Annotated in this window: 16 protein-coding genes; 4 read left to right on the top strand and 12 right to left on the bottom strand. The window is 40.8% G+C overall.

The features are described from left to right. Positions 1-610 precede the first annotated feature (610 nt). Positions 611-1,171 (bottom strand): D-glycero-beta-D-manno-heptose 1,7-bisphosphate 7-phosphatase, encoded by a 561-nt coding sequence (gene gmhB, locus AAEY94_RS16780; RefSeq protein WP_350979295.1) that lies wholly within the window; start codon positions 1,169-1,171, stop codon positions 611-613. Between the two features lie 201 nt (positions 1,172-1,372). Here gmhB and AAEY94_RS16775 point away from each other — a divergent pair, with 201 nt between their 5' ends. Together AAEY94_RS16775 and AAEY94_RS16770 are read left to right on the top strand one after the other, a co-directional pair. Continuing rightward, complete coding sequence (locus AAEY94_RS16775; protein ID WP_350979294.1) at positions 1,373-2,047, top strand: GntR family transcriptional regulator; 675 nt, start codon at positions 1,373-1,375, stop codon at positions 2,045-2,047. 119 nt (positions 2,048-2,166) lie between these two features. Beyond that, positions 2,167-3,249 (top strand): ketoacyl-ACP synthase III, encoded by a 1,083-nt coding sequence (locus AAEY94_RS16770; protein WP_101088184.1) that lies wholly within the window; start codon positions 2,167-2,169, stop codon positions 3,247-3,249. Positions 3,250-3,302: 53 nt separating this feature from the next. Here the strand turns inward: AAEY94_RS16770 and AAEY94_RS16765 are convergent, their stop codons facing one another. The 4 genes from AAEY94_RS16765 to AAEY94_RS16750 all read right to left on the bottom strand — a co-directional run bounded on the left by AAEY94_RS16765 (position 3,303) and on the right by AAEY94_RS16750 (position 7,967). Next, complete coding sequence (locus AAEY94_RS16765; protein ID WP_182745039.1) at positions 3,303-3,992, bottom strand: exonuclease domain-containing protein; 690 nt, start codon at positions 3,990-3,992, stop codon at positions 3,303-3,305. After that, positions 3,992-5,839 (bottom strand): DUF294 nucleotidyltransferase-like domain-containing protein, encoded by a 1,848-nt coding sequence (locus tag AAEY94_RS16760; RefSeq protein WP_350979293.1) that lies wholly within the window; start codon positions 5,837-5,839, stop codon positions 3,992-3,994. Before AAEY94_RS16760 ends, AAEY94_RS16765 begins: the two co-directional genes overlap by 1 nt. 131 nt (positions 5,840-5,970) lie before the next feature. Next, positions 5,971-7,689 (bottom strand): sodium:solute symporter family protein, encoded by a 1,719-nt coding sequence (locus AAEY94_RS16755; protein ID WP_101088178.1) that lies wholly within the window; start codon positions 7,687-7,689, stop codon positions 5,971-5,973. Between the two features lie 11 nt (positions 7,690-7,700). Further along, a complete protein-coding gene (locus AAEY94_RS16750) occupies positions 7,701-7,967 on the bottom strand; it encodes a DUF4212 domain-containing protein (protein ID WP_011637017.1) in 267 nt (88 codons plus the stop codon). A gap of 359 nt (positions 7,968-8,326) precedes the next feature. Between AAEY94_RS16750 and AAEY94_RS16745 the strand changes: the two genes are divergently transcribed. Then, a complete protein-coding gene (locus tag AAEY94_RS16745; RefSeq protein ID WP_347400442.1) occupies positions 8,327-10,495 on the top strand; it encodes a diguanylate cyclase in 2,169 nt (722 codons plus the stop codon). Here AAEY94_RS16745 and AAEY94_RS16740 read toward each other — a convergent pair. Then, positions 10,485-11,984 carry an alpha/beta hydrolase gene (locus tag AAEY94_RS16740; RefSeq protein ID WP_350979292.1) on the bottom strand — a complete coding sequence of 500 codons (1,500 nt, stop codon included), beginning with the start codon at positions 11,982-11,984 and terminating at the stop codon, positions 10,485-10,487. The two genes, AAEY94_RS16745 and AAEY94_RS16740, sit on opposite strands and share 11 nt — an antisense overlap. A 102-nt stretch (positions 11,985-12,086) precedes the next feature. Here AAEY94_RS16740 and AAEY94_RS16735 point away from each other — a divergent pair, with 102 nt between their 5' ends. After that, positions 12,087-12,653, top strand: a complete 567-nt coding sequence (locus AAEY94_RS16735) for a DUF6942 family protein (protein ID WP_243756279.1) — start codon at positions 12,087-12,089, stop codon at positions 12,651-12,653. A 4-nt stretch (positions 12,654-12,657) separates the two neighbouring features. Here AAEY94_RS16735 and nadE read toward each other — a convergent pair whose 3' ends face one another. From nadE to recR, 6 genes are all read right to left on the bottom strand, one after another. Beyond that, on the bottom strand, positions 12,658-13,488 hold the full coding sequence (gene nadE / locus AAEY94_RS16730) for an NAD(+) synthase (RefSeq protein WP_101088172.1): 831 nt from the start codon (positions 13,486-13,488) through the stop codon (positions 12,658-12,660). A gap of 116 nt (positions 13,489-13,604) precedes the next feature. Next, the gene (locus tag AAEY94_RS16725; RefSeq protein WP_101088171.1) at positions 13,605-14,909 is read right to left on the bottom strand and encodes an inosine/guanosine kinase; all 1,305 of its coding nucleotides are present in this window, start codon (positions 14,907-14,909) and stop codon (positions 13,605-13,607) included. Positions 14,910-15,533: 624 nt separating this feature from the next. Then, positions 15,534-16,178, bottom strand: a complete 645-nt coding sequence (adk, locus tag AAEY94_RS16720; protein WP_101088169.1) for an adenylate kinase — start codon at positions 16,176-16,178, stop codon at positions 15,534-15,536. A gap of 136 nt (positions 16,179-16,314) precedes the next feature. Continuing rightward, positions 16,315-17,178: a tetratricopeptide repeat protein gene (locus AAEY94_RS16715; protein ID WP_162022814.1), complete on the bottom strand. Its 864-nt coding sequence runs from the start codon at positions 17,176-17,178 to the stop codon at positions 16,315-16,317. Positions 17,179-17,244: 66 nt separating this feature from the next. Then, entirely contained in the window at positions 17,245-19,158 is a 1,914-nt protein-coding gene (htpG, locus tag AAEY94_RS16710; protein ID WP_101088165.1) for a molecular chaperone HtpG, read from the bottom strand. 278 nt (positions 19,159-19,436) lie between these two features. Further along, the gene (recR, locus tag AAEY94_RS16705) at positions 19,437-20,036 is read right to left on the bottom strand and encodes a recombination mediator RecR (RefSeq protein ID WP_101088163.1); all 600 of its coding nucleotides are present in this window, start codon (positions 20,034-20,036) and stop codon (positions 19,437-19,439) included. Positions 20,037-20,362 lie beyond the last annotated feature (326 nt).

Below are 20,362 nucleotides of genomic sequence, written 5' to 3'. Positions count from 1 at the left end.
GAAGAACAGAAGACAATTTCGAATAACTCAATACCTGTGAATGTCCACACAGATTACTTGATAAATTGTTAAAGAGCGGACCTGGCAACTAGCGTTAGACGCTGCGTTCCGTGTCAGTGGGGTGTATTATAGGGAAAACTTTTTATAGCGCAAGAGCTTTCTACGGTTTTTATGACTATTACGACCCAACTGCATACTATTTGAACTTAAAGCCATATTTATTGAAGTTTTTGCTGACTTTATAACCATAAATAGCTCGCTACAACGAACAGCAAATTTATTTTATCTACCTATATAAGGCTTATTATGCGGCTCAGCGTGGTTTAAGTGGCTAATTTAGCTTGTTGAGACCAAAACATAACTGAAACGGCGTTAATTTCATGTTAACTTCGTAGCAACTTTTAGTAGCACGAACGATTTGGCGTTAATGGATGACATATCTTTATTTGGATTAGGGGTTTGTTAGCAACAAAAATATGCTGACTAGTATATAAAGGAAGAGAAAGTCTAAAACTAAGTAATTGTTACACTGAAAATCTCTGTTCATATATAAGTCGGTGAAAGCTTATATATGAACAGTTGAAATGATAGCTTTGCATTGGCGATTCTATTATTTTGCGAGTAATTGACTTAGCAGACTCGGAACGTCAGCGATACTGTCAACCACTGCACTGGCAAGTTCAACTCCGGCTTCGTCTACTACTTTACCTGAACGAACCAAAATGGCAGTGTTAATGCCAGCCGCTTTTGCTGCGCGCATATCATCAGCTTTATCACCCACCATTACAGACTGGCTCATATCGATTTTCAAGAATTCTGCAGCATCGAGCATCATGCCGGGTTTTGGCTTTCTGCAATCGCAATCTTGCTTATATCCACCTAGGCCTTTTTGTGGATGATGCGGGCAATAGTAGATACCATCAAGTTCGACACCTTTATCGGCAAAGTTCCAATCCATCCATTCCGTTAAATGATGAAAATCATCTTCACTGTACATGCCACGAGCAATGCCGGATTGATTGGTCACCACTATTAATAGGTAACCCATTTGCTTTAATGCAAGACACGCTTCAAATACACCGTCGATATACTCAAAGTCGTCCACTGTATGAACGTAACCATTGTCTTTATTGATCACACCATCACGATCGAGAAATACTGCTTTATTCAACCTAACACTCCTTAAACTCTTTCTTGTGTCGATTATCCCATTGAGATGAATTTGGGGCCAGATAATCTGAATATTTTTATTAATTTGTTTATTTACCCCCATTTTATGAGCTTAATCTGCATAATTGTATAGGTTTCACTTTATAAAGCGGCGGCTAAGCGTTACCCTTGCTCGAAGAAATTAGTGATTATTATAGAATACATGAGCAATATACCTCCTATTATTCATAAAACGCGTACGCAACTTGTTGTAGAGGCGCTCAGAGAACGGATCCTTTCTGGTGATATACAAGGAGGAGAACCGCTCAGGCAGTCTGCTATTGCAGAACAGTTAAATGTAAGTCGCATTCCCGTTCGTGAAGCGTTAGTTCAGTTAGAAGCTGAAGGCTTAATTAATTTCGAACCGCATAAAGGCGCGACGGCAACATTGTTATCTGTTGAGCAAGTCACTGAATTATTTGAATTGCGCGCTATGATCGAATCGGATTTGTTGGCTAAGGCCATCCCTAACCTATCTGACAATGATATTGCCGAAGCTGAAGCCGTACTGGTTAAACTTGAATTGGCATTTAAACTGAAAGAATCAGTAGCAAGTTGGAGTGAGCTTAATACTCGATTCCATACTCGTTTATACCAAGCGGCTAATCGACCTCATACAATGGAAGTGGTTAACGGTTTAAACACCAATTGCGACCGCTATATTCGTCTGCAGTTGTTATTTACTGGCGGGATCCCTATCGCCGAAAGAGAACATCGAGTGTTACTCGAATTATGTAAAAAACGTGACGTCGCAAAAGCCACTACTTTACTGCGTGAGCATATCTTGCATGCTTCGGCTTCAATCACGAAACTGGTAGAACAAAAGATTAAGTCATAATAACAATAATAAATCTTAGTCATGACCACTTAAGCATTTAATATCAACAGATTCATTTTAAACTGTTGTTTTTGTATATAAATTTAATTAACTATTGAAACGTATTGAGAGAACTTCATATGCAGTATGCACACATTACCGGTTGGGGGAAGTCAGTTCCGCCCGCAACATTGACCAATGAAGATTTAGCCACATTCATGGAAACGACGGATGAATGGATTAAAACACGTACTGGTATTAGTAAGCGTAACATCAGTCACGTCAATACTTCTGAAATGGCGTCGGTTGCAGCTAAGCATGCACTTGCCGCTGCAGGGATTGATGGCAGTGAATTAGATTTAATTATTCTAGCCACCGCCAGCCCTGATACCTTGATCCCAAATATTGCATCTACGGTACAGGCAAATATTGGCGCTACCTGCGGTGCATTTGATATTAACGCTGCTTGCAGTGGATTTTTGTATGGCGTTGGCTTGGCTAGCTCAATGATAAAAAGCGGCCAAAGTAAGAAAATTCTGATTATTGGCGCTGAACGTTTATCTTTTTACCTTGATTGGTCTCGACGTGAAACCGCTGTGTTATTTGGTGATGGTGCTGGTGCTGTTGTGCTAGAAGCCAGTGACCAACCTGGTGGCGTATTAGGTTATGAATTAAATAACGATCCTGAAGGTCGCGATATTTTAAAGTCTAATTTTGGCACCCAGATGGATAGATTTGACAATGACTCATTGGATTTTTACATTCATATCAATGGTCAAGACGTATTTAAACGTGCGATTCATGGCATGGGAAGTTTAAGTAATAAGGTATTAGACAAATGTGGTATCAACATCGATGATGTCGACTTTGTTATTCCGCATCAGGCAAACGAACGTATTATTGATACTTTAGTAAGCCGAATGAAAATTCCAAAAGAAAAAGCTTTCGTCAATATCGCTGATTATGGCAATACATCGGCTGCCACTATCCCGATTGCGATTTGTGATGCGTTATCTCAAGGTAGAATTGAAGCCAATCAAACGATTCTATCTTGCGCGTTTGGTGCTGGATTAACCTCGGCTGCCTTACTGCTAAAATGGGGTGAACGCACCACACCAATTAACACCAGTGATGCAGCATTACCGCCTTGCGATAAAACCGCACTTGAATTGATTAAACCTGCGGTTGATTATTTTTTCAATAAAGCTAAAAACGCAGAATAAGCGATATTGTGCGTTTAATAGAAAAGCCAGTCTCGATGACTGGCTTTTCTTTTCTAGCGAAAGACATTAATTAAGTCTTTAACCGACAACTTTTTAATATCGCCCATCGCTGCCACTTGAGCCAACAATAACTCTGCACAAGATAATGCATCAATAAGCGCATTGTGAGCAGAATAAACGGGTAAACGGTAACGTTCACGGCTTGCATTCAAGCGTAACGAGCCTTCTTTCAATACCGATTGTTGCATTAAACAACGTTTTTTTTCTATGGCCAACGTATCGATAAATACCAACGGAATTGATTGACCAAAACAGCGTATCAACTGCTGCTGAATAAACTGTATGTCTAATGGTGCATGGTGCGCCACTAAAATACAGCCCTTGGTTTGTGATAAAAACCAATCAATTGCCTCGGCTAACGTTAACGCCATATGCAATTGATTATCGACAATACCGTGAACCGTCGCGCTATGACCCACACTGCCACTAATGGATATCATCATATGTTGTGCTTTTTCAAGCGGAATGACACCGTTGACAATTGGTACCAAACCGATACTGATGACTTGATCATGGATTGGATCTAAGCCAGTCATTTCAAGATCAATCGCCATCAATGGAGCATCTAGAAATAGGGTTGTTAATGCCGGCGTGATTGCTTCTAAATATGTATTTAATGGCGACGGTAAAGTGGTCATTTTTTTACGCCACAACACCGTTTTTACCCACCAAAAATTGACCACTAGAAACTCCTCATGAACTTAAGCTTTATTCCTGCTTGTGCATCGTGCACCACTTTAAATGCATCACGAAGCTGATGACGCATTAATGAAGAAAGATGTTGTGGTTTAAGATAATTGTTCACTGGTAAATTATTGGTGGCTTGGTAACCTTGATTAGCTAGACGCATGTGTGCCATGAACTCATGGGCATCCGCCAAATTAAGTGCATCTTTACGATTAATAATATTAGCGTCCATTAACGCTCTGATCCGCTTAGCAGTATTAACCTCTTTGATACCTGCACTTAAGGCATACACTCTGGCAATGTCATTAATTAATGCACTGCCCTTATGCTTTAAATCCATACCTTTCACTTCACTACCATCACGCTCAAGGACAAACTTCCTAAAAAAGCCCAATGGCGGTGATTCAGTTAACGAGTTTCCCGCCATTCCGGCAAGGAAAATATCGTTATTTTGTGTAGCGGCTAAAACATCATCTTGCAGTTCACTGAATAAACTCAATGGCCCAAACACTGGGCGCATGTCGAAAAATATACTGGCATGCATTAAAGCTTTTGGTTCCGGCGTGTTTACCCATCTAGAGAAAAGCCCTTTCCACTTCACCAGTGACAAGCGCCATTTGGGATTTTGCGCCATAATGTCACCGGGGCAATAAATATAACCACATTCATCTAAGCCCTTACATACCGCTTTTGTTAATGCTTCAAAATAAGCACCAGCAAATTCATCGGGTTCATGTGCCAGCAATAAGCCATTATCTTGGTCAGAACAAGCAACCTGATCTTGCCTGCCTTGGGAACCAAAAGCCAACCAACAAAACGCCATTGGTGCCTGACCTAAAATCTGTTGATTCAATTCAATCAGCCGACGCGTTAATGCATCAGTTACCGAGGTTAATACTCTACCTATCTCTTCAGCTCTAGCATCGGCACTGATTAAATTTTGTAATAGTAGCGGGATTTGCTTACTCACTTGAATAAGTTTCTCTATATTTGCTTGCCGGCCTATTTCGCCAATAAGCAGTAGAGGTTGTGAGCTTTGCGAACGCAAAATATCAGTACTAGTGATCATCCCTAACGCACGGCTTCCATCAACCACAGGTAAGTGGTGAATATTATGTTCACTCATCGCCAACATTGCTTCGAATACTAGCGCGTTGGCATGAGTTGTCACGGGATTGATGGTCATGGCTTGACTCACCAGCGTATTGACATCTAAGCCTTCTGCGATAATTCGATTACGTAAATCTCGATCGGTCAAAATACCGGTTAATTTTTGATTATCGATAACGAGTACCGATGAGACCCGGTGTTCACGCATTAATTTAGCCGCATCCATAACACTGGCATGAGCATCGATGATAATGGGCTGAGATGACATAATTGAAGTAATACGGCTAGTCGTGGTCAAGTCTTTAGCGGTAAATTTAGTTTCATTGCGTAAGCGTTTAGCAAAAGCACGAGCAAAAAATTGATCAAAGCTGCGATGTTCAGAACGTAATTGGGCAAATACTGATTGTGGTAAATGATAAACCAAACCATCTTCTAAAATGGCCACTTTATTAATGACCTTTTCACCCGATAATAAGGTGGAAAAACCAAAACATTCTCCTTCGCCAACACGGTCAACCAATACACCTTCAGGATCGCGCACTTCAAATGCACCGCTGCGCACAATGTACAATTTCGGATTGTCTTTATCGAACTCAACAAAGGCAGACGCTTTACTGTAATAACCGACGCTAATCTTTCTCGCACAATATTGAATACTCTCTTTAGGTAGCGTGTCGAAAGGCGAATGTGCTGCTAAAAACTGCTCTACGGGTTGTAACTCACTGGCATCCATTAATCATTTCCCTATTGTGCATGGGCGAACAATATCACTATAACAAAGCGTTTCGCTTATCTGCTATAGGACTAAAGCCCAACAAAAAGAGCGCCTAAGCGCTCTTTTTAAACAGTGTTGATTACAGCAGTTTAATGATCGTGTGCTTCGCCTGACCCTTTAGGGAAACGAATAGACTCAACCATTGCGACTATTTCGTCAGGAATTTTAGCAGTAACTTTACTGACAGCAAAAGCGACACCAAAGTTAACCATCATTCCCACCATACCAATACCTTCTGGTGAAATACCAAATAACCAGTTTTCAGATGTATTCGATGCAGGATTAATAAACTTAAAGTAGGCGATATAACTAGCAGTAAATAATAGCCCGATCACCATACCTGAAATAGCACCTTCTTTATTCATGGTTCTAGAGAAAATCCCCATGATAATAGCAGGGAATAACGAGGCTGCTGCGAGACCAAATGCAATGGCCACCACCGCGGCTACGAATCCTGGAGGATTAATACCAAAGTAACCCGCCATAACAACCCCGAAACCAGCAGCTATTCGTGCATACATTAACTCTTTCTGATCCGAAATATCCGGCATTAGATTTTTCTTGAGTAAATCGTGCGACACAGAGGTTGAAATTACCAGTAATAAACCCGCAGAGGTAGACAATGCTGCAGCTAAACCACCCGCGGCAACTAATGCAATAACCCATGCTGGAAGATTGGCAATTTCAGGCGTGGCAAGAACCATAATATCGCGGTCAATGTTCATCTCATTTTTTTCACCATTGGTGTAAAAAATCTTGCCATCGTTGTTCTTATCGTCCCATGTAATTAAACCCGTTTTTTCCCAGTTTTTAATCCAAGTTGGCGCAGTTTCATAAGGCACGCCAGTTGATTCTGGTCCATTGATGGTTTCAATCATATTAACGCGAGAGAAAGCAGACAATGCAGGAATAGTGGTGTACATAATAGCGATAAATACTAAAGCCCAGCCCGCAGAAATACGCGCGTCTTTTACTTTAGGAACAGTAAAGAAACGAACAATCACATGCGGTAAGCCTGCTGTACCAAACATTAATGCACCGGTAATAAAGAACACATCTATCATCGACTTGGAGCCTTCGGTATATTGGGAGAACCCGAGTTCTGCCGATAATCCATCGAGCTTATCGAGTAAATACACCCCCGTACCATTACCTGCGGCATCAATCATCTCAGCGCCAAAACCAATTTGCGGTAATATGTGACCTGTCATCATCACTGAGATAAAGATAGCAGGAACCATAAAGGCAAAAATAAGAACGCAGTATTGTGCTACCTGTGTGTAAGTAATCCCTTTCATGCCACCTAATACAGCATAAAAGAATACGACTGCCATACCAATGTACACCCCTGTTTCTACGTCAACTTCTAAGAAACGAGAGAACACTACGCCAACACCACGCATTTGGCCTGCAATGTAGGTAAAACAAATAAAGATGGCACAAATAACAGCGACAGTACGTGCCGTCTGAGAGTAGTAGCGATCACCAATAAAGTCCGGAACCGTAAATTTACCAAATTTACGTAAATAAGGCGCCATACATAATGCTAATAGCACATAACCGCCGGTCCAACCCATTAGATAAACTGAGCCATCATAACCAGTAAAAGATACAATACCGGCTAATGAAATAAACGATGCTGCTGACATCCAGTCGGCTGCAGTTGCCATACCATTTAGAACAGGGTGAACACCACCACCTGCAACATAAAACTCTTTAGTTGAACCAGCTCGAGTCCAAATGGCGATCCCGATGTACAGCGCAAAAGTCGCGCCGACAATTAAATATGTTAGTGTTTGAACATCCATCTTAGTGCCCCTTAGTCTTCCTGAACATTGTATTTTTTGTCTAATGTATTAGCTTTCGCCACATAAACAAAAATCAGCGCCACGAATACATACATTGCACCCTGCTGCGCAAACCAGAAACCCAGTTTGAATCCCATAAAGGTAATTTCGTTTAACACATCTACTAATAGAATACCGCAGCCAAATGACACTGCAGCCCAAATTGCAAGCAAGCTAAGTACTAAACGTAAATTCTCACGCCAGTAACCCGCTGCCTTATCGTTATTTTCGAAACTCATTGCGACTCCCCTAAGTTATTTTTTGTAAAGCCATTGTTAATTTAGCAATTCAGGGGGCCATCACAATCAAGACCTTAGTCGTACTTGATTAACAAACGTTAACGTAAAATATTAAAATGCATATAAATCAGATGATTGAGAAATAATCAATTGAAATGAACTTCTAATTTTTCAATTTAATTAGACCAAGGTCGAACAAGATTTCGCCATTAAAAGATTGAGATCTGCATCACAAAAGATAAAAAGGAATATTTGTGAGTAAAAAAAACTTGGTTTGCGTTGAAATCTGTTCTATTTCCTGAGATAAATGCTTAGATAGGAATAAATCTTTTTAGAATACAGATAATAAGGATATTTTTTTGACATTGCCTCGCATTAATCAACAACACCTTTTATTCTCGATTATCTTGGGAGTAATAGGATTGTTCATCAATTGTTACCCGATACAATTTTTTGCTAACGTGCAATTTGTATTAGGTAACACGGTGACTGTCATTGCTGCTGTTTTATTGGGGCCTTGGTATGCCTTTTTGACCGCAATGATGGCATCAACAGGATTAATGTTGATATGGGATAGCCCGCATGTTTACTTATTTTTTGGGCTTGAAGCATTATTTTTAGGCTATGCCAGACGCCGTGATATCTATGCCTTATATGCCGATGCCGCTTATTGGTTATTTATAGGTGCACCAATGGTGTATTTATATGTGGTTCTATTGATGGATATACCGCCATCTCACTTAGGCTTTATTATTTCAAAGCAAGGCATCAACGGACTGATATATACCAGTATTGCATCATTACTTATTTTAGCTATTCCAAAGTTATGGTTTTTAAAAGACAAAGTTAAAGACCGCAACCGTAGACAATTAAGCGCGCAACTGACTTATTTCTTCACCTTAATGGTGACGTTAACATTATTGTTTTCAGCGTTAATCTTTAATTTTTATTTTTTAGAACGTCAACAAGTCATGTTAAAACAAAACATGACGGAAGCGGTCGCCCACCTATCGACCTCTGCACAAAATTATATCAAAAACCATCAAACCGTGATCCAAAATACAGCAAGTCAATTAGATTTAGTTGCCGATAAACCAGAGCAATGGCAAGGCATTTTATCAAGTTCACATCAAAACTATCCCGGTTTTATCAGTATGTTGATCGCCAATCCGGCAGCCAATATTGTGGCAGCCAGCCCAGTATCAAGACTATTAACACAGCAATTACCAGAACAAAGTATCAACATTAACGATAGAGATTATTTTATTGAATCATTCTATAACCAGCGCCTATTCGTATCATCTGCCTTTCTGGGCCGCGGTTTTGGTAATGACGCGATTATTGCCATGAGCGCTCCCTTTTATCTCGATGAGCAACGCACACAAGTAGCAGGAATAGTAGAAGGTTCGCTTGATTTAACTCATTTTTCACATATTGATCAAGTTAATGAATATACCGAAGATGAATCTGTAGTGATGGTTGATGAACAAAATCAAATTATTTATGCTTCCAAAAAACTCGGTTTAAAACCACTTTCACAATTTAATTTTGCAATAAATAAAGGTGTGTATCGTGCCAATCTTGAGTTAATCAATATTCACAATACTACCTCAATTGTGCCTGAATATATGTATGCTCACCGGGAGCTCGATAATGGTTGGACAGTGTATATTTTAAAAGAATTTTCGCCGCTACTAAAACTCGCTGAAGAACAAATGTTCAGTAGTTTTATCATGCTGTTGATTGCATTATTGGGTACCTTCTATATTTCAAAAAAGCTCAGCGCGTTGTTAACGGTGCCATTAGAAGCTGTCGCCAATCAATTCAGTCAGTCATATTCAAGTCCAGAAAAAACCTCGGCAATTGACGATAGTTCACCCAGAGAAGTATTCAACCTGTATCAACGATTAGCAGCCAGTAAGCAACAACTCATCGCGCATCAAGTCGAATTAGAAGAGACTGTGGCTAATCGTACCGCGGAATTAGAAAAGGCCAACAAAAAACTCACCGAGCTGGTTGATAGAGATCCGTTAACTGGCTTATATAATCGCCGTTATGCTGAACGTAAATTTGGTGAGTTAGTGGATTTTTGTTTGCGAAGCGATCAGGCCATTACTGTTGTATTGCTTGATTTAGATTTCTTCAAAAAAGTAAATGACAATTATGGCCATTTAGCTGGAGATGAGTGCTTGCGGAACGTGTCGCATTTATTGCAGAAATACTTTAAACGCGACATTGATATTGTGGCTCGTTACGGCGGAGAAGAATTTTTGCTTATTCTGCCTTTGTCCAATACCTTACATATTGAACACCATCTCAATGGCTTTAGAGAAGCACTGTCGCAATTAGAAATCACCTCACCCGAAGATAAACAGTCATTCAACGTGACGGTCAGTATTGGTGCTATTACGGCCAGTGCTGATTATGAAGCTGAACTCGATAAGTGGATTAAAGTCGCTGATGATAATCTCTACCAAGCAAAACAACAGGGACGTAATAAAACAATTATTAGCATCATTAGCGACTAATGTTTACTGGTTTACTGTCTAATGGTGACTCAGATTGATGCCCTTGAGTAAACTCATCAATGCGAGTCATCATATAAGGATAAAATGGATTCCACTTCTGACGCAACATGTCATCGGCCGTCACACTGAAAATGCCCCGTTCACCTTGATAAATTGCTCTGCCAATTTGGATTTTATCCGAATCAATACCTGGTAGAGGCCCGTAAAGGGTATCTTCAATCGGAAAACTTAACGCCACATGAGATAAAGAATACACATCATTAGGCCAAGTTAAACTTAACGCTAACACATCATCGGTTATCGATTTATCAGCTAGCTCCCTGACTTGAACATGATTATCCCGTTGCGGATCATTTTCAACCAAACTTAAACGGTAAGGTAATTGCTTTGGTAGCCAAAATGGAGCAAAAGTCGCCAGTGGATCTTGAAACAGTAATTGGTTGTTACTCTTCGTCCTATTGACATCAAAGAGCACCAATTGATGGCCTTTGTTTAGCGGCAATTTTTGATATAGCAAATCAACCACAGCAAGTGAAGAGACCGTATCATCAACAACTGACTGAAACGTTAATATTGCAGGAATAGCATCAAACTGTTGCGGCGATAATGACGCTAATAAGGTCTGGTTACGCTGAGTTAACTGATATACAACATCGCCAGCATTAACAGCAAAAGACCGATATTTAAAGGGATCATATTCCGTTTGAATACTGTTCCAATACAGTTTATCTTGGCCGAGTAATTTACCCAGTTTAGCTTGCCAATAAGCGCCTGCTGCAATGGGAGCAAGACCAATGGCTGGTGATAACATGACCATACCGGCAAAGCTTGTAGGCTTATCTAAACTGATATTCTCAAGTTCATGGTTTAACGCTAAAGCAGCTCCTGTCGAAAAACCGACCACATAAATGGGTTTACCGGGTAATTGGGCAGACAAGCGGGCAACAGCAAGTGATACAGCCCCAGCAAGATCAGGCCAAGTAATATCGGTTAATCCTGACGGAATGGTACCGTGTCCTGGCAAGCGCAACCCTAAAACATAAGCCTGATGTTGATAATGCTGCGCAAAATGCGACATCACATAAGGTGAGTCAGACATGCCGTGTAGTAATAAAAGGCCAAACTCAGCTTGGGGGTTTTTCCATTCGAAAGAACGATTCCAATTTTGTTGCCATAACCCAGGATCTGACAGGCTATTACGCTCATAACGATTAATTGGGGATGCTATTTCAGGTTGATATTGACGGTAAACCTGCTGTTCTACTTCAGCAAAAAGTTTATCTTCTAATTGTAAATATTGGCTAAAATCAGTTAAACCAGACTGTTGATGGTATTCAGAGGTTAGATGTGTCGTGTGCCATAATGATAAATTAGGCCGCGCATTAAGCATCCAAACAGCAGTAATAATTAACGCTAACCCAATACCTAAAGCACCATAAAATGCGGCAAATAAAAAATGTTTTGTCGATCCAATCACAATTGCACGCATAATTACCTTAAAAAATAGATACCGAATACAAACAAAAATATAGCGTAACATTTACTGCTGAACTGTCAGGCACTTACTATTCATAACAATACTGGAAATAATATGTCATCAGGTTTATATAGCCATATATGGGGACCGATGAATCCCGATATCATTTTTTATTTACCTACGCCTCCAGAGCTACCCGCGCACTGGCAAGCCACGCATCCCGATGCAATCACACAACTGGTCACATTAAATGGTAATCACTGGCGGAAAATTGTCACCATAATGGCGAAGATTTGCTGTTTAGAGCACGATATTAATGCTAATAAAGGGATTAATTGGAAACAGATCCGTGACCAATTATTTAATGAACATCATGATCCACAAACCGGAAAACATATCAATACTCCATCACGCTTGCATTGCCAATTACGTATTGTTAACCCCAATATTGAACATCACGACGAGGTAGTATTTCTTCCTGAATTTTGGCATATTTTATGTGGTAAAGAAGCCCAGCAACGTATGGGAATATCCGATCCTCGGCAGTATACGTCACTAGATGAAAAGCAAAAAATACAGCACCAGCACACGGTGTTACTGACGCCATATTTAGATTATCGACAATATGCTAATGCGTTAATAGAACTCACCCGACAACACATCACCTTAAGCAAAGTGTAAGATATTAATCGTAAATCGTCGGAATAGGCTCACGTTTATGTTGGGTACGTTTATAGATACTCACCAATTTATCTTCCACAGACTTAGCAACATCTTTACCTTCTAAGAAGTCATCAATTTGATCATAGGTCAGCCCTAAAGCGACCTCATCTTCAAGTTGAGGCTTATTGTCTTCTAAGTCCGCCGTAGGGGCCTTTTTGACCAATATCTCTGGCGCGCCTAAATGGGCTGCTAATTGACGTACTTGACGTTTATTTAAGCCAAATAACGGCGCTAAATCGCAAGCCCCATCGCCCCATTTGGTATAGAAACCAGTAATATTTTCCGCACTATGATCAGTGCCCACAACAAGGCCGCCCATAGCACCTGCGATATCATATTGGACTATCATGCGCATTCGGGCTTTAACATTACCCTTGAGAAAGTCAGTCTTAGCAGCATCTGTTGATGCTAAACCCGCGGCGGTGAGACCCACTATAGTGGCATTATGGATGCCAACAACACCATCATGAACATTCACGGTCACCTGTTTTGAAGGCTGAATAAACTGACAGGCTAGCTGAGCTTCAGCTTCATCTTGCTGGACATGGTAAGGTAAGCGCACTGCAATAAACTGATACTCGTCACTGGTTTTTTCTTGATTAAGGCTATTCACTGCCAGTTGGCATAAACGTCCAGCAAGTGATGAATCAACACCGCCACTGATCCCCAAGACTAAAGTTTTGCTGTGAGCATCTGATAATTTTGCCTTAATAAAAGCAATTCTGCGTTGGATCTCAAACTCAGGCTCAATAGCCTTAAGTACATGCATCTCTCTTAAGATTTGTCCTTTCACGTGACGCTCCTGATTGCTTATTAATATTCTGACTTTCGGTGCCTATTCTATAAAAATCTACACAAAAAAAAACGATAATGATGCATCATTATCGTTTTATTTTTATCGATGACCAATCATCGTTCCCAATATGACTCTTCTAGACTGTCTTCTCGCTCTGGTAAACCACGAGATAAACGTGGACTATGCTGCGCTAACACTTCGTATGCAACGCGATTAGCGTATTTACACACTTGTGAAAACGACGAATAACATAAACCATCTCGTTTATGTTTACTCGAACCAGGCACATTGGTTTTATGGAACGTATTGGCTGATAAATCATGAAGCAACGCAGACAAAGCTCCATCACCAGCACCATTGGTATTACGAATTAATTCAGGTCCACCCATGTAAGGGGCAATGTGAGCGTACACTTTTATGGGCGTATCGCAATCCACTTGTAATTTAGGGCGAGAAAACTCATAACGGTTAAATTCAGGAATGGCGCCCGGTAATAAGGTATGGCTGGTTTCACGCTTTTCAGCATCTTCAGTATAACCCGCAGTATAAAGCCCTATCGCACCCGCCGTGGTTAGCACCATGTCACACCAATCTAGCGCCATTTCACTGGCAAGCAACGGGTCTTTAAAACCCGTTAACGCTTCACCTTCGTCTTCATTCATGGCTAAAATAGTGACATGCTCATTAATAAAATTTTGCCACCATTGCGGATCTTCTTGAATTAAAAAGCGTGTCCCTAAGGTTAACACCACTGGTACATCGGCTTCTTTAGCGTAATTAATGGCCGTCATTGCCGCATCAGTAATGCCATCACCTTCGCTTGCTCGCATCAGGTATGCCGTTAATACTAACGCCGAACTGCCTTGTATCACCTCTTTATCGATATACTCAGGTGTTAGCTTATCCATCGCGCCTTTACTGATAGCAAACGTGCGTTCACCACAATCGGAAATTAACGTAAAGCAGCGACCGATAGGACCATCGACAGGTTGTAAAAAGTTAAGATCAACCTTTGAGGAAGTGTTACATAAATAGCGATATGCATAGCTACCCACCATAATATGCTGGCTCATAACCCCAAAAAGCACTGAGCGGTCATCGGCTAAAATCGAATAATTATGGACGGTGTTACCAATAGTGCCACCGGCAAATTCATCGCTAATCATCTCATTGGATTTAAGTTCATGGTACAAATTATGGGCTTGCTCATCATTAATGAGAGTAGAGTTGCCTTTAGGTAAGCCATATCGCTCAAGTAACTCGTCTTCTACTTTAGCCTCGATATCAACCAAGGTTTGATCGATACCGCAAATGTAAGTAGAAAAAGGTTGAGGCTGCTGCGTAAGTTGAGCCAATAACGGATCACGACTGTTTACAGGGAAATAGTGTTTGGACTTACGTTGACCAGGAAACTTCATATTGGGCTCTCATAGCTTGGCGTCCGTGCAAGTGTGAAATTAATTACCACTGACACTCATTCAATTTTATATGAGTCGTCATCCGCGAAAATGGCGGCAGATTTTATCATAGGTAAGCGTCAATCCTATATCACTTTTATCACATTCACGGCCTAAATATGTTCCGTTGAGGTCATCAGTCTTATTTTATTAGTTTTTGACCTACGCCGATATATTGCCTCTGGCTAAATCAACTGGACAATATTAGTCCGTTCAATCACACATTAGCCTCAATAGTGCTGTATTGAATAACTTAAGTTTGGGCTGATAGATTGGGTAAATCGAGTAAAAGGACTGTTCAACAGTCATGTGAAACTTGCCATTGTATGACTATCAAGGCGCATGAAGACTTCAATAGCGAGCCGATGCAATGGTGGCATTAGAATTTGATAATCGTGTTTACAATCTCGAGCGGAGGTTAAATAAACATTGATTAAATATGAGTGATTCAATATCAGTGATTCAATATTAGTGATTCAATATTAGTGAAAAGTATTCCCACTAATATACAGCAACGGTTAGGTTATTCTTTAGGCATAAAAAAAGCCTGCAAAACAGGCTTTTAATGGCGGAGCTAATCAGCGATTATTTTAATACGCTGGCTAGTTGCTCACTCACTTTAGCGACAGATTGAGTACCGTCATACTTGTTGTACTGAGTCTTACCGGCAGCAGCAACTTTGCCATAATAATCAACTAATGGCTTAGTTTGCTCATGGTAAATGCTTAAACGCTTGCGTACGGTACTTTCTTCGTCATCTGGGCGGATAGATAAATCTTCGCCAGTGACATCGTCTTTACCTTCCACTTTCGGTGGATTGAACACCACGTGGTAAACACGACCAGAACCAGAATGAACACGACGTCCGCTCATACGCTTAACGATTTCTTCATCAGGCACATCGATTTCGATAACATGATCAATCTCAATACCATTTTCAGCCATAGCATCAGCTTGAGGAATTGTGCGAGGGAAACCGTCAAGTAAGAAGCCTTTTACGCAATCTTCTTGAGCAATACGCTCTTTCACTAACCCAATGATAAGATCGTCTGAAACTAATTGACCTGCATCCATTACTTTCTTAGCTTCTAAACCTAATGGCGTACCAGCTTTAACAGCGGCACGTAACATATCACCAGTTGAGATCTGTGGGATACCATACTGTTCCATAATGAACTGAGCTTGGGTACCTTTACCGGCACCTGGGGCACCCAATAAAATAATGCGCATCTCAAAAGTCCTCTTTTAAGTTTGTGTTCTTTTTAGGGCGGCGATTTTCGCACATCTGCCGCACTTTTAATAGCGCTTTTGTTATGACATTAGACCAAGATCTAATAAGGGTTGTAACAAAACAGCTTCAATTTGTTTAATACAACAAGGTATACAATTTACGGCGATATTGATTGGCTAACGTATTGCCCTGACCTATCGCGGTTAGAATTTCCATGAAGACTTGTTTAACTTTGCCATCAGCAGCACTCATATCTTTTTGTAAAATAACAAACAATAATTCAAGGGCTTCTTCGTTACGTTGAGCAACATTTAATGCTTTGGCTAATATAACAACTGCGTCTAGATTATCAGGTTGCTCTGCGACATTTTGTTGCAGCTGACGAATTTCTGGAGTATCTGCCGCATCTTCCGCTAACGCTAATTTAGCCACTAAATTATGATAGTAACTATCTTGATCCGCTAAACCTATACGGGCAAGTAGCCCTTTGGCTTCTGCGAGTAAACCTTGCTGTAACGCCACATCAGTCATCACCAATGCAACTTCAGGTGCTTGTTGTGAATCGATAAAAATTGTTTTTAACTGGTCAGAAATTTTAGCTAAATCTTCTGGCGATAACTCACCTTGGGCTAATTGCTGCTTAACATCATCAAACTCTTGTATCCACATTGGCGGTAAATGTTTGTCGAGCAAATCACTAATTTGTTCTTGGCTTTGCGCCCCAGAAAAACCATCAATGGGTCTACCTTTATCTAAAATCAATGTGGTCGGTACGTTCTGAATTTGGAAGTAATTCGCAATTTCTAACTCAGTTTCACAATCCACTTTAGCGAGAATAAATCGCCCACCTTGGCTATTGGCAAGATGCTCCAGCGTCTGCAACATTTGTACACTTTCGGGCTGTTGTTGCGCCCAAAATGCTAATACCACCATTTTTTGCATTGAGGTATCAACAACTTGTTGAATATTATCTTTAGTAAGATTAATGAGGTAGTCCATATTGCCTCCGCAGAATGACAAAAACAAAAGCGGACTTATTGTCCGCTTTTACTGCTTAAATCGAGTTTACTTTACACTCGCCAATAACATTTGATTGGTCAGTTTAATAAACGCTGAAGGGTCAGCCAAACTGCCTTTCTCGGATAACAATGCCTGTTGTAATAACAAGTTAGCCCAATCAGCAAACAATTGCTCGTCAGTTTCGTTATTCAAATGCTCAACCAAAGGATGCGTTGGGTTAATCTCAAATGTTGGCTTAGACTCTGGCACAGGCTGACCAGCTGCTTGCATTAGCTTAATCATCTGCGTCGACATTTCACCTTCACCCGCGACCACACACGCTGGCGTGTCAGTTAGACGTGAAGTAACACGAACCTCAGAAACGCTGTCTGCTAACGCAGCTTTAACACGCTCAATTAAACCTTTAGACTCTTCGGCTACTTTGTCATGCGCTTCTTTATCAGCTGCATCTTCAAGTTCACCTAACTCTAAATCACCACGTGTCACTGAATGCAACTTCTTGTCTTTGAACTCAGTTAAGTGATTAACTAACCACTCATCGATACGCTCAGACAATAACAATACTTCGATGCCTTTTTTACGCAGTAACTCAAGATGAGGACTATTAGCAGCAGCTTCATGACTGTCAGCAACGATATAATATATTTTGTCTTGACCGGCTTTCATGCGCTCAATATAGGCCTCTAATGACACTGTTGTTGCGGCAGAGTTGTCATGAGTAGAAGCAAAACGCAATAAACCTGCAATGCGTTCTTTATTAGCAAAGTCTTCTGCAGGGCCTTCTTTTAATACTTGCCCAAATTCAGCCCAGAAAGACTGATACTGTTCTGGCTCATCTTTAGCCAGTTTTTCAAGCATGCCTAACACACGTTTGGTGATACCCACGCGCATTGCTGTTGTTACTTGATTATCTTGTAAAATTTCGCGAGATACGTTTAATGGCAAATCATTTGAATCGATTAATCCACGTACAAAGCGTAAGTATGTAGGTAAAAACTGTTCCGCTTCATCCATGATAAATACACGTTGAACAAACAATTTCAAGCCATGCTTATGGTCGCGATTCCACATATCCCAAGGCGCTTTAGCTGGGATGTACAGTAAACTGGTGTATTCTTGCTTACCTTCAACACGATTGTGAGACCATTTTAATGCGTCGCTGTAATCGTGAGAAATGTGCTTGTAAAATTCTTGGTATTCTTCTTCCGTGATGTCTGACTTATTACGAGTCCAAAGCGCTGTCGCTTTGTTCATCACTTTCCACTCACCTTCCGTTGCCGCGACTTTTTCGCCATCAGGGCCGTCTGACTCAGGCGTACCTTCATTCCACATTTGAACTGGAACAGAGATGTGATCAGAGTACTTAGTGATAATTGAGCGTAAACGGTAATCGTCTGCAAATTCAGTTTCTTCGTCACGTAAATGCAGCACAATTTCAGTACCACGTTCATTTTTAGTGATACTTTCTACATTGAATGAACCTTCGCCTTCAGATTCCCACAAGACACCTTCGTTAGCAGCATGGCCGGCAGCGCGAGTGCGTACAGTAACTTTTTTCGCCACGATAAAGGCCGAATAGAAACCCACACCAAACTGACCAATTAATTGTGAATCTTTTGACGCTTCGCCTGAAAGATTATTAAAAAACTCTTTAGTGCCAGACTTGGCGATAGTCCCTAAATGTTCGATAACGCTATCGCGGGTCATGCCAATACCATTATCTGAAATGGTGACTGTGCCCTTTTCTTTATTCGCACTTACACGAACGCGTAAATCACCGTTACCTTCATATAAGGTATCGTCAGTTAATGCTAAATAGCGGAGCTTATCTGCTGCATCGGCCGCGTTTGAGACTAGCTCACGTAAGAAAATCTCTTTATTCGAATACAGAGAGTGGATCATCAATTGCAGAAGTTGTTTTACTTCGGTTTGAAAGCCATGAGTTTCTTGTTGTGACATGAGTATTTCCCTTGGTGTTACGTTTAAACAATCACGAGTCGAAAAATCCACTCGCCTAAAATTCTGTGTTAAGCAAGAGATGGGGGACGTTACAATATTTTCAAGGGGCAACACCGCCTTGTTGAATAATAAATCATCAGATAAGACCAAATCGGCTCAATATGACACATTTTTGTAGCCTGTATTCCTCATGACTCATCCAAGATTGAATAAAAAAATGCCAACAAATCTAATTTTTGACTTGCTGGCATCTTGGTTTCTAATCAGCTATGGGGCTATTACAGCGGAATACGACCATTAAAAGATAATGCTAAAGTGGTGCTATCAACGTATTCAAGCTCACCACCCACGGGAACGCCATGTGCGATACGACTAATCACCACATTGTGTCTTCTGGCCATATCAGCAATAAAATGTGCAGTTGCATCACCCTCAACGGTCGGATTGGTAGCAAGAATAAGCTCGCTCACGTCATCTGATGTTAAATGGCGTTCAAGTAACGCTAACCCCAACTCTTCAGGACCAACACCGTCTAACGGCGACAAGTGCCCTAACAGCACAAAATAACGGCCATTAAAATGACCACCAGCTTCAATAGCAAGCACATCAGCAGGCGTTTCAACCACGCAAATGATCCCAGTATTGATGCGACGATGGCTACTGCATATAGGGCATAAATCTTGTTCGGTAAACGTACGACAACTTTGACAATGTCCCACCTCAGACATGGCTTTTTGCAACGAATCTGCGAGCTTAAGGCCCACTTTACGTTCACGCTCAAGTAATTGAAATGCCATACGCTGTGCAGACTTAGGGCCGACGCCAGGCAACGCACGTAAAGATTGAATTAATTCATCGACCAAAGGACTAAATTTCATAAAATTGCCAATACCTTAATAGCTAAACTCATTGTAATGTCATGGTGAAACCGTCTTGTGATCGGCTAAGCCAATATGCGGAAACACCAAAGCAGTGCGATTATTGTCTGTGCGGCGTTTGAATGCAAAGATTAAAACCTCTGTTGCAATAAATGAAGCCACAATCGACTAATTAACAGTGTTCTTATTGAATACTGTAACTCTATGGCCACAGCCATCATAGATAAGAGAATTGCTCAACGACTACTTTTTAGTAAAAAATTACCATGATTACGGGAGCAGATTAATAACGAAACAACGTATCGCTACACCAATTTAAAACCAAG

The organism is Shewanella sp. AC34-MNA-CIBAN-0136 (assembly GCF_040309945.1).
In the GTDB taxonomy this organism is placed as follows: Bacteria; Pseudomonadota; Gammaproteobacteria; order Enterobacterales; family Shewanellaceae; genus Shewanella.
The sequence above is the reverse complement of the archived record's forward strand: the minus strand, read 5'-3'. Positions and strand labels throughout refer to the sequence as shown.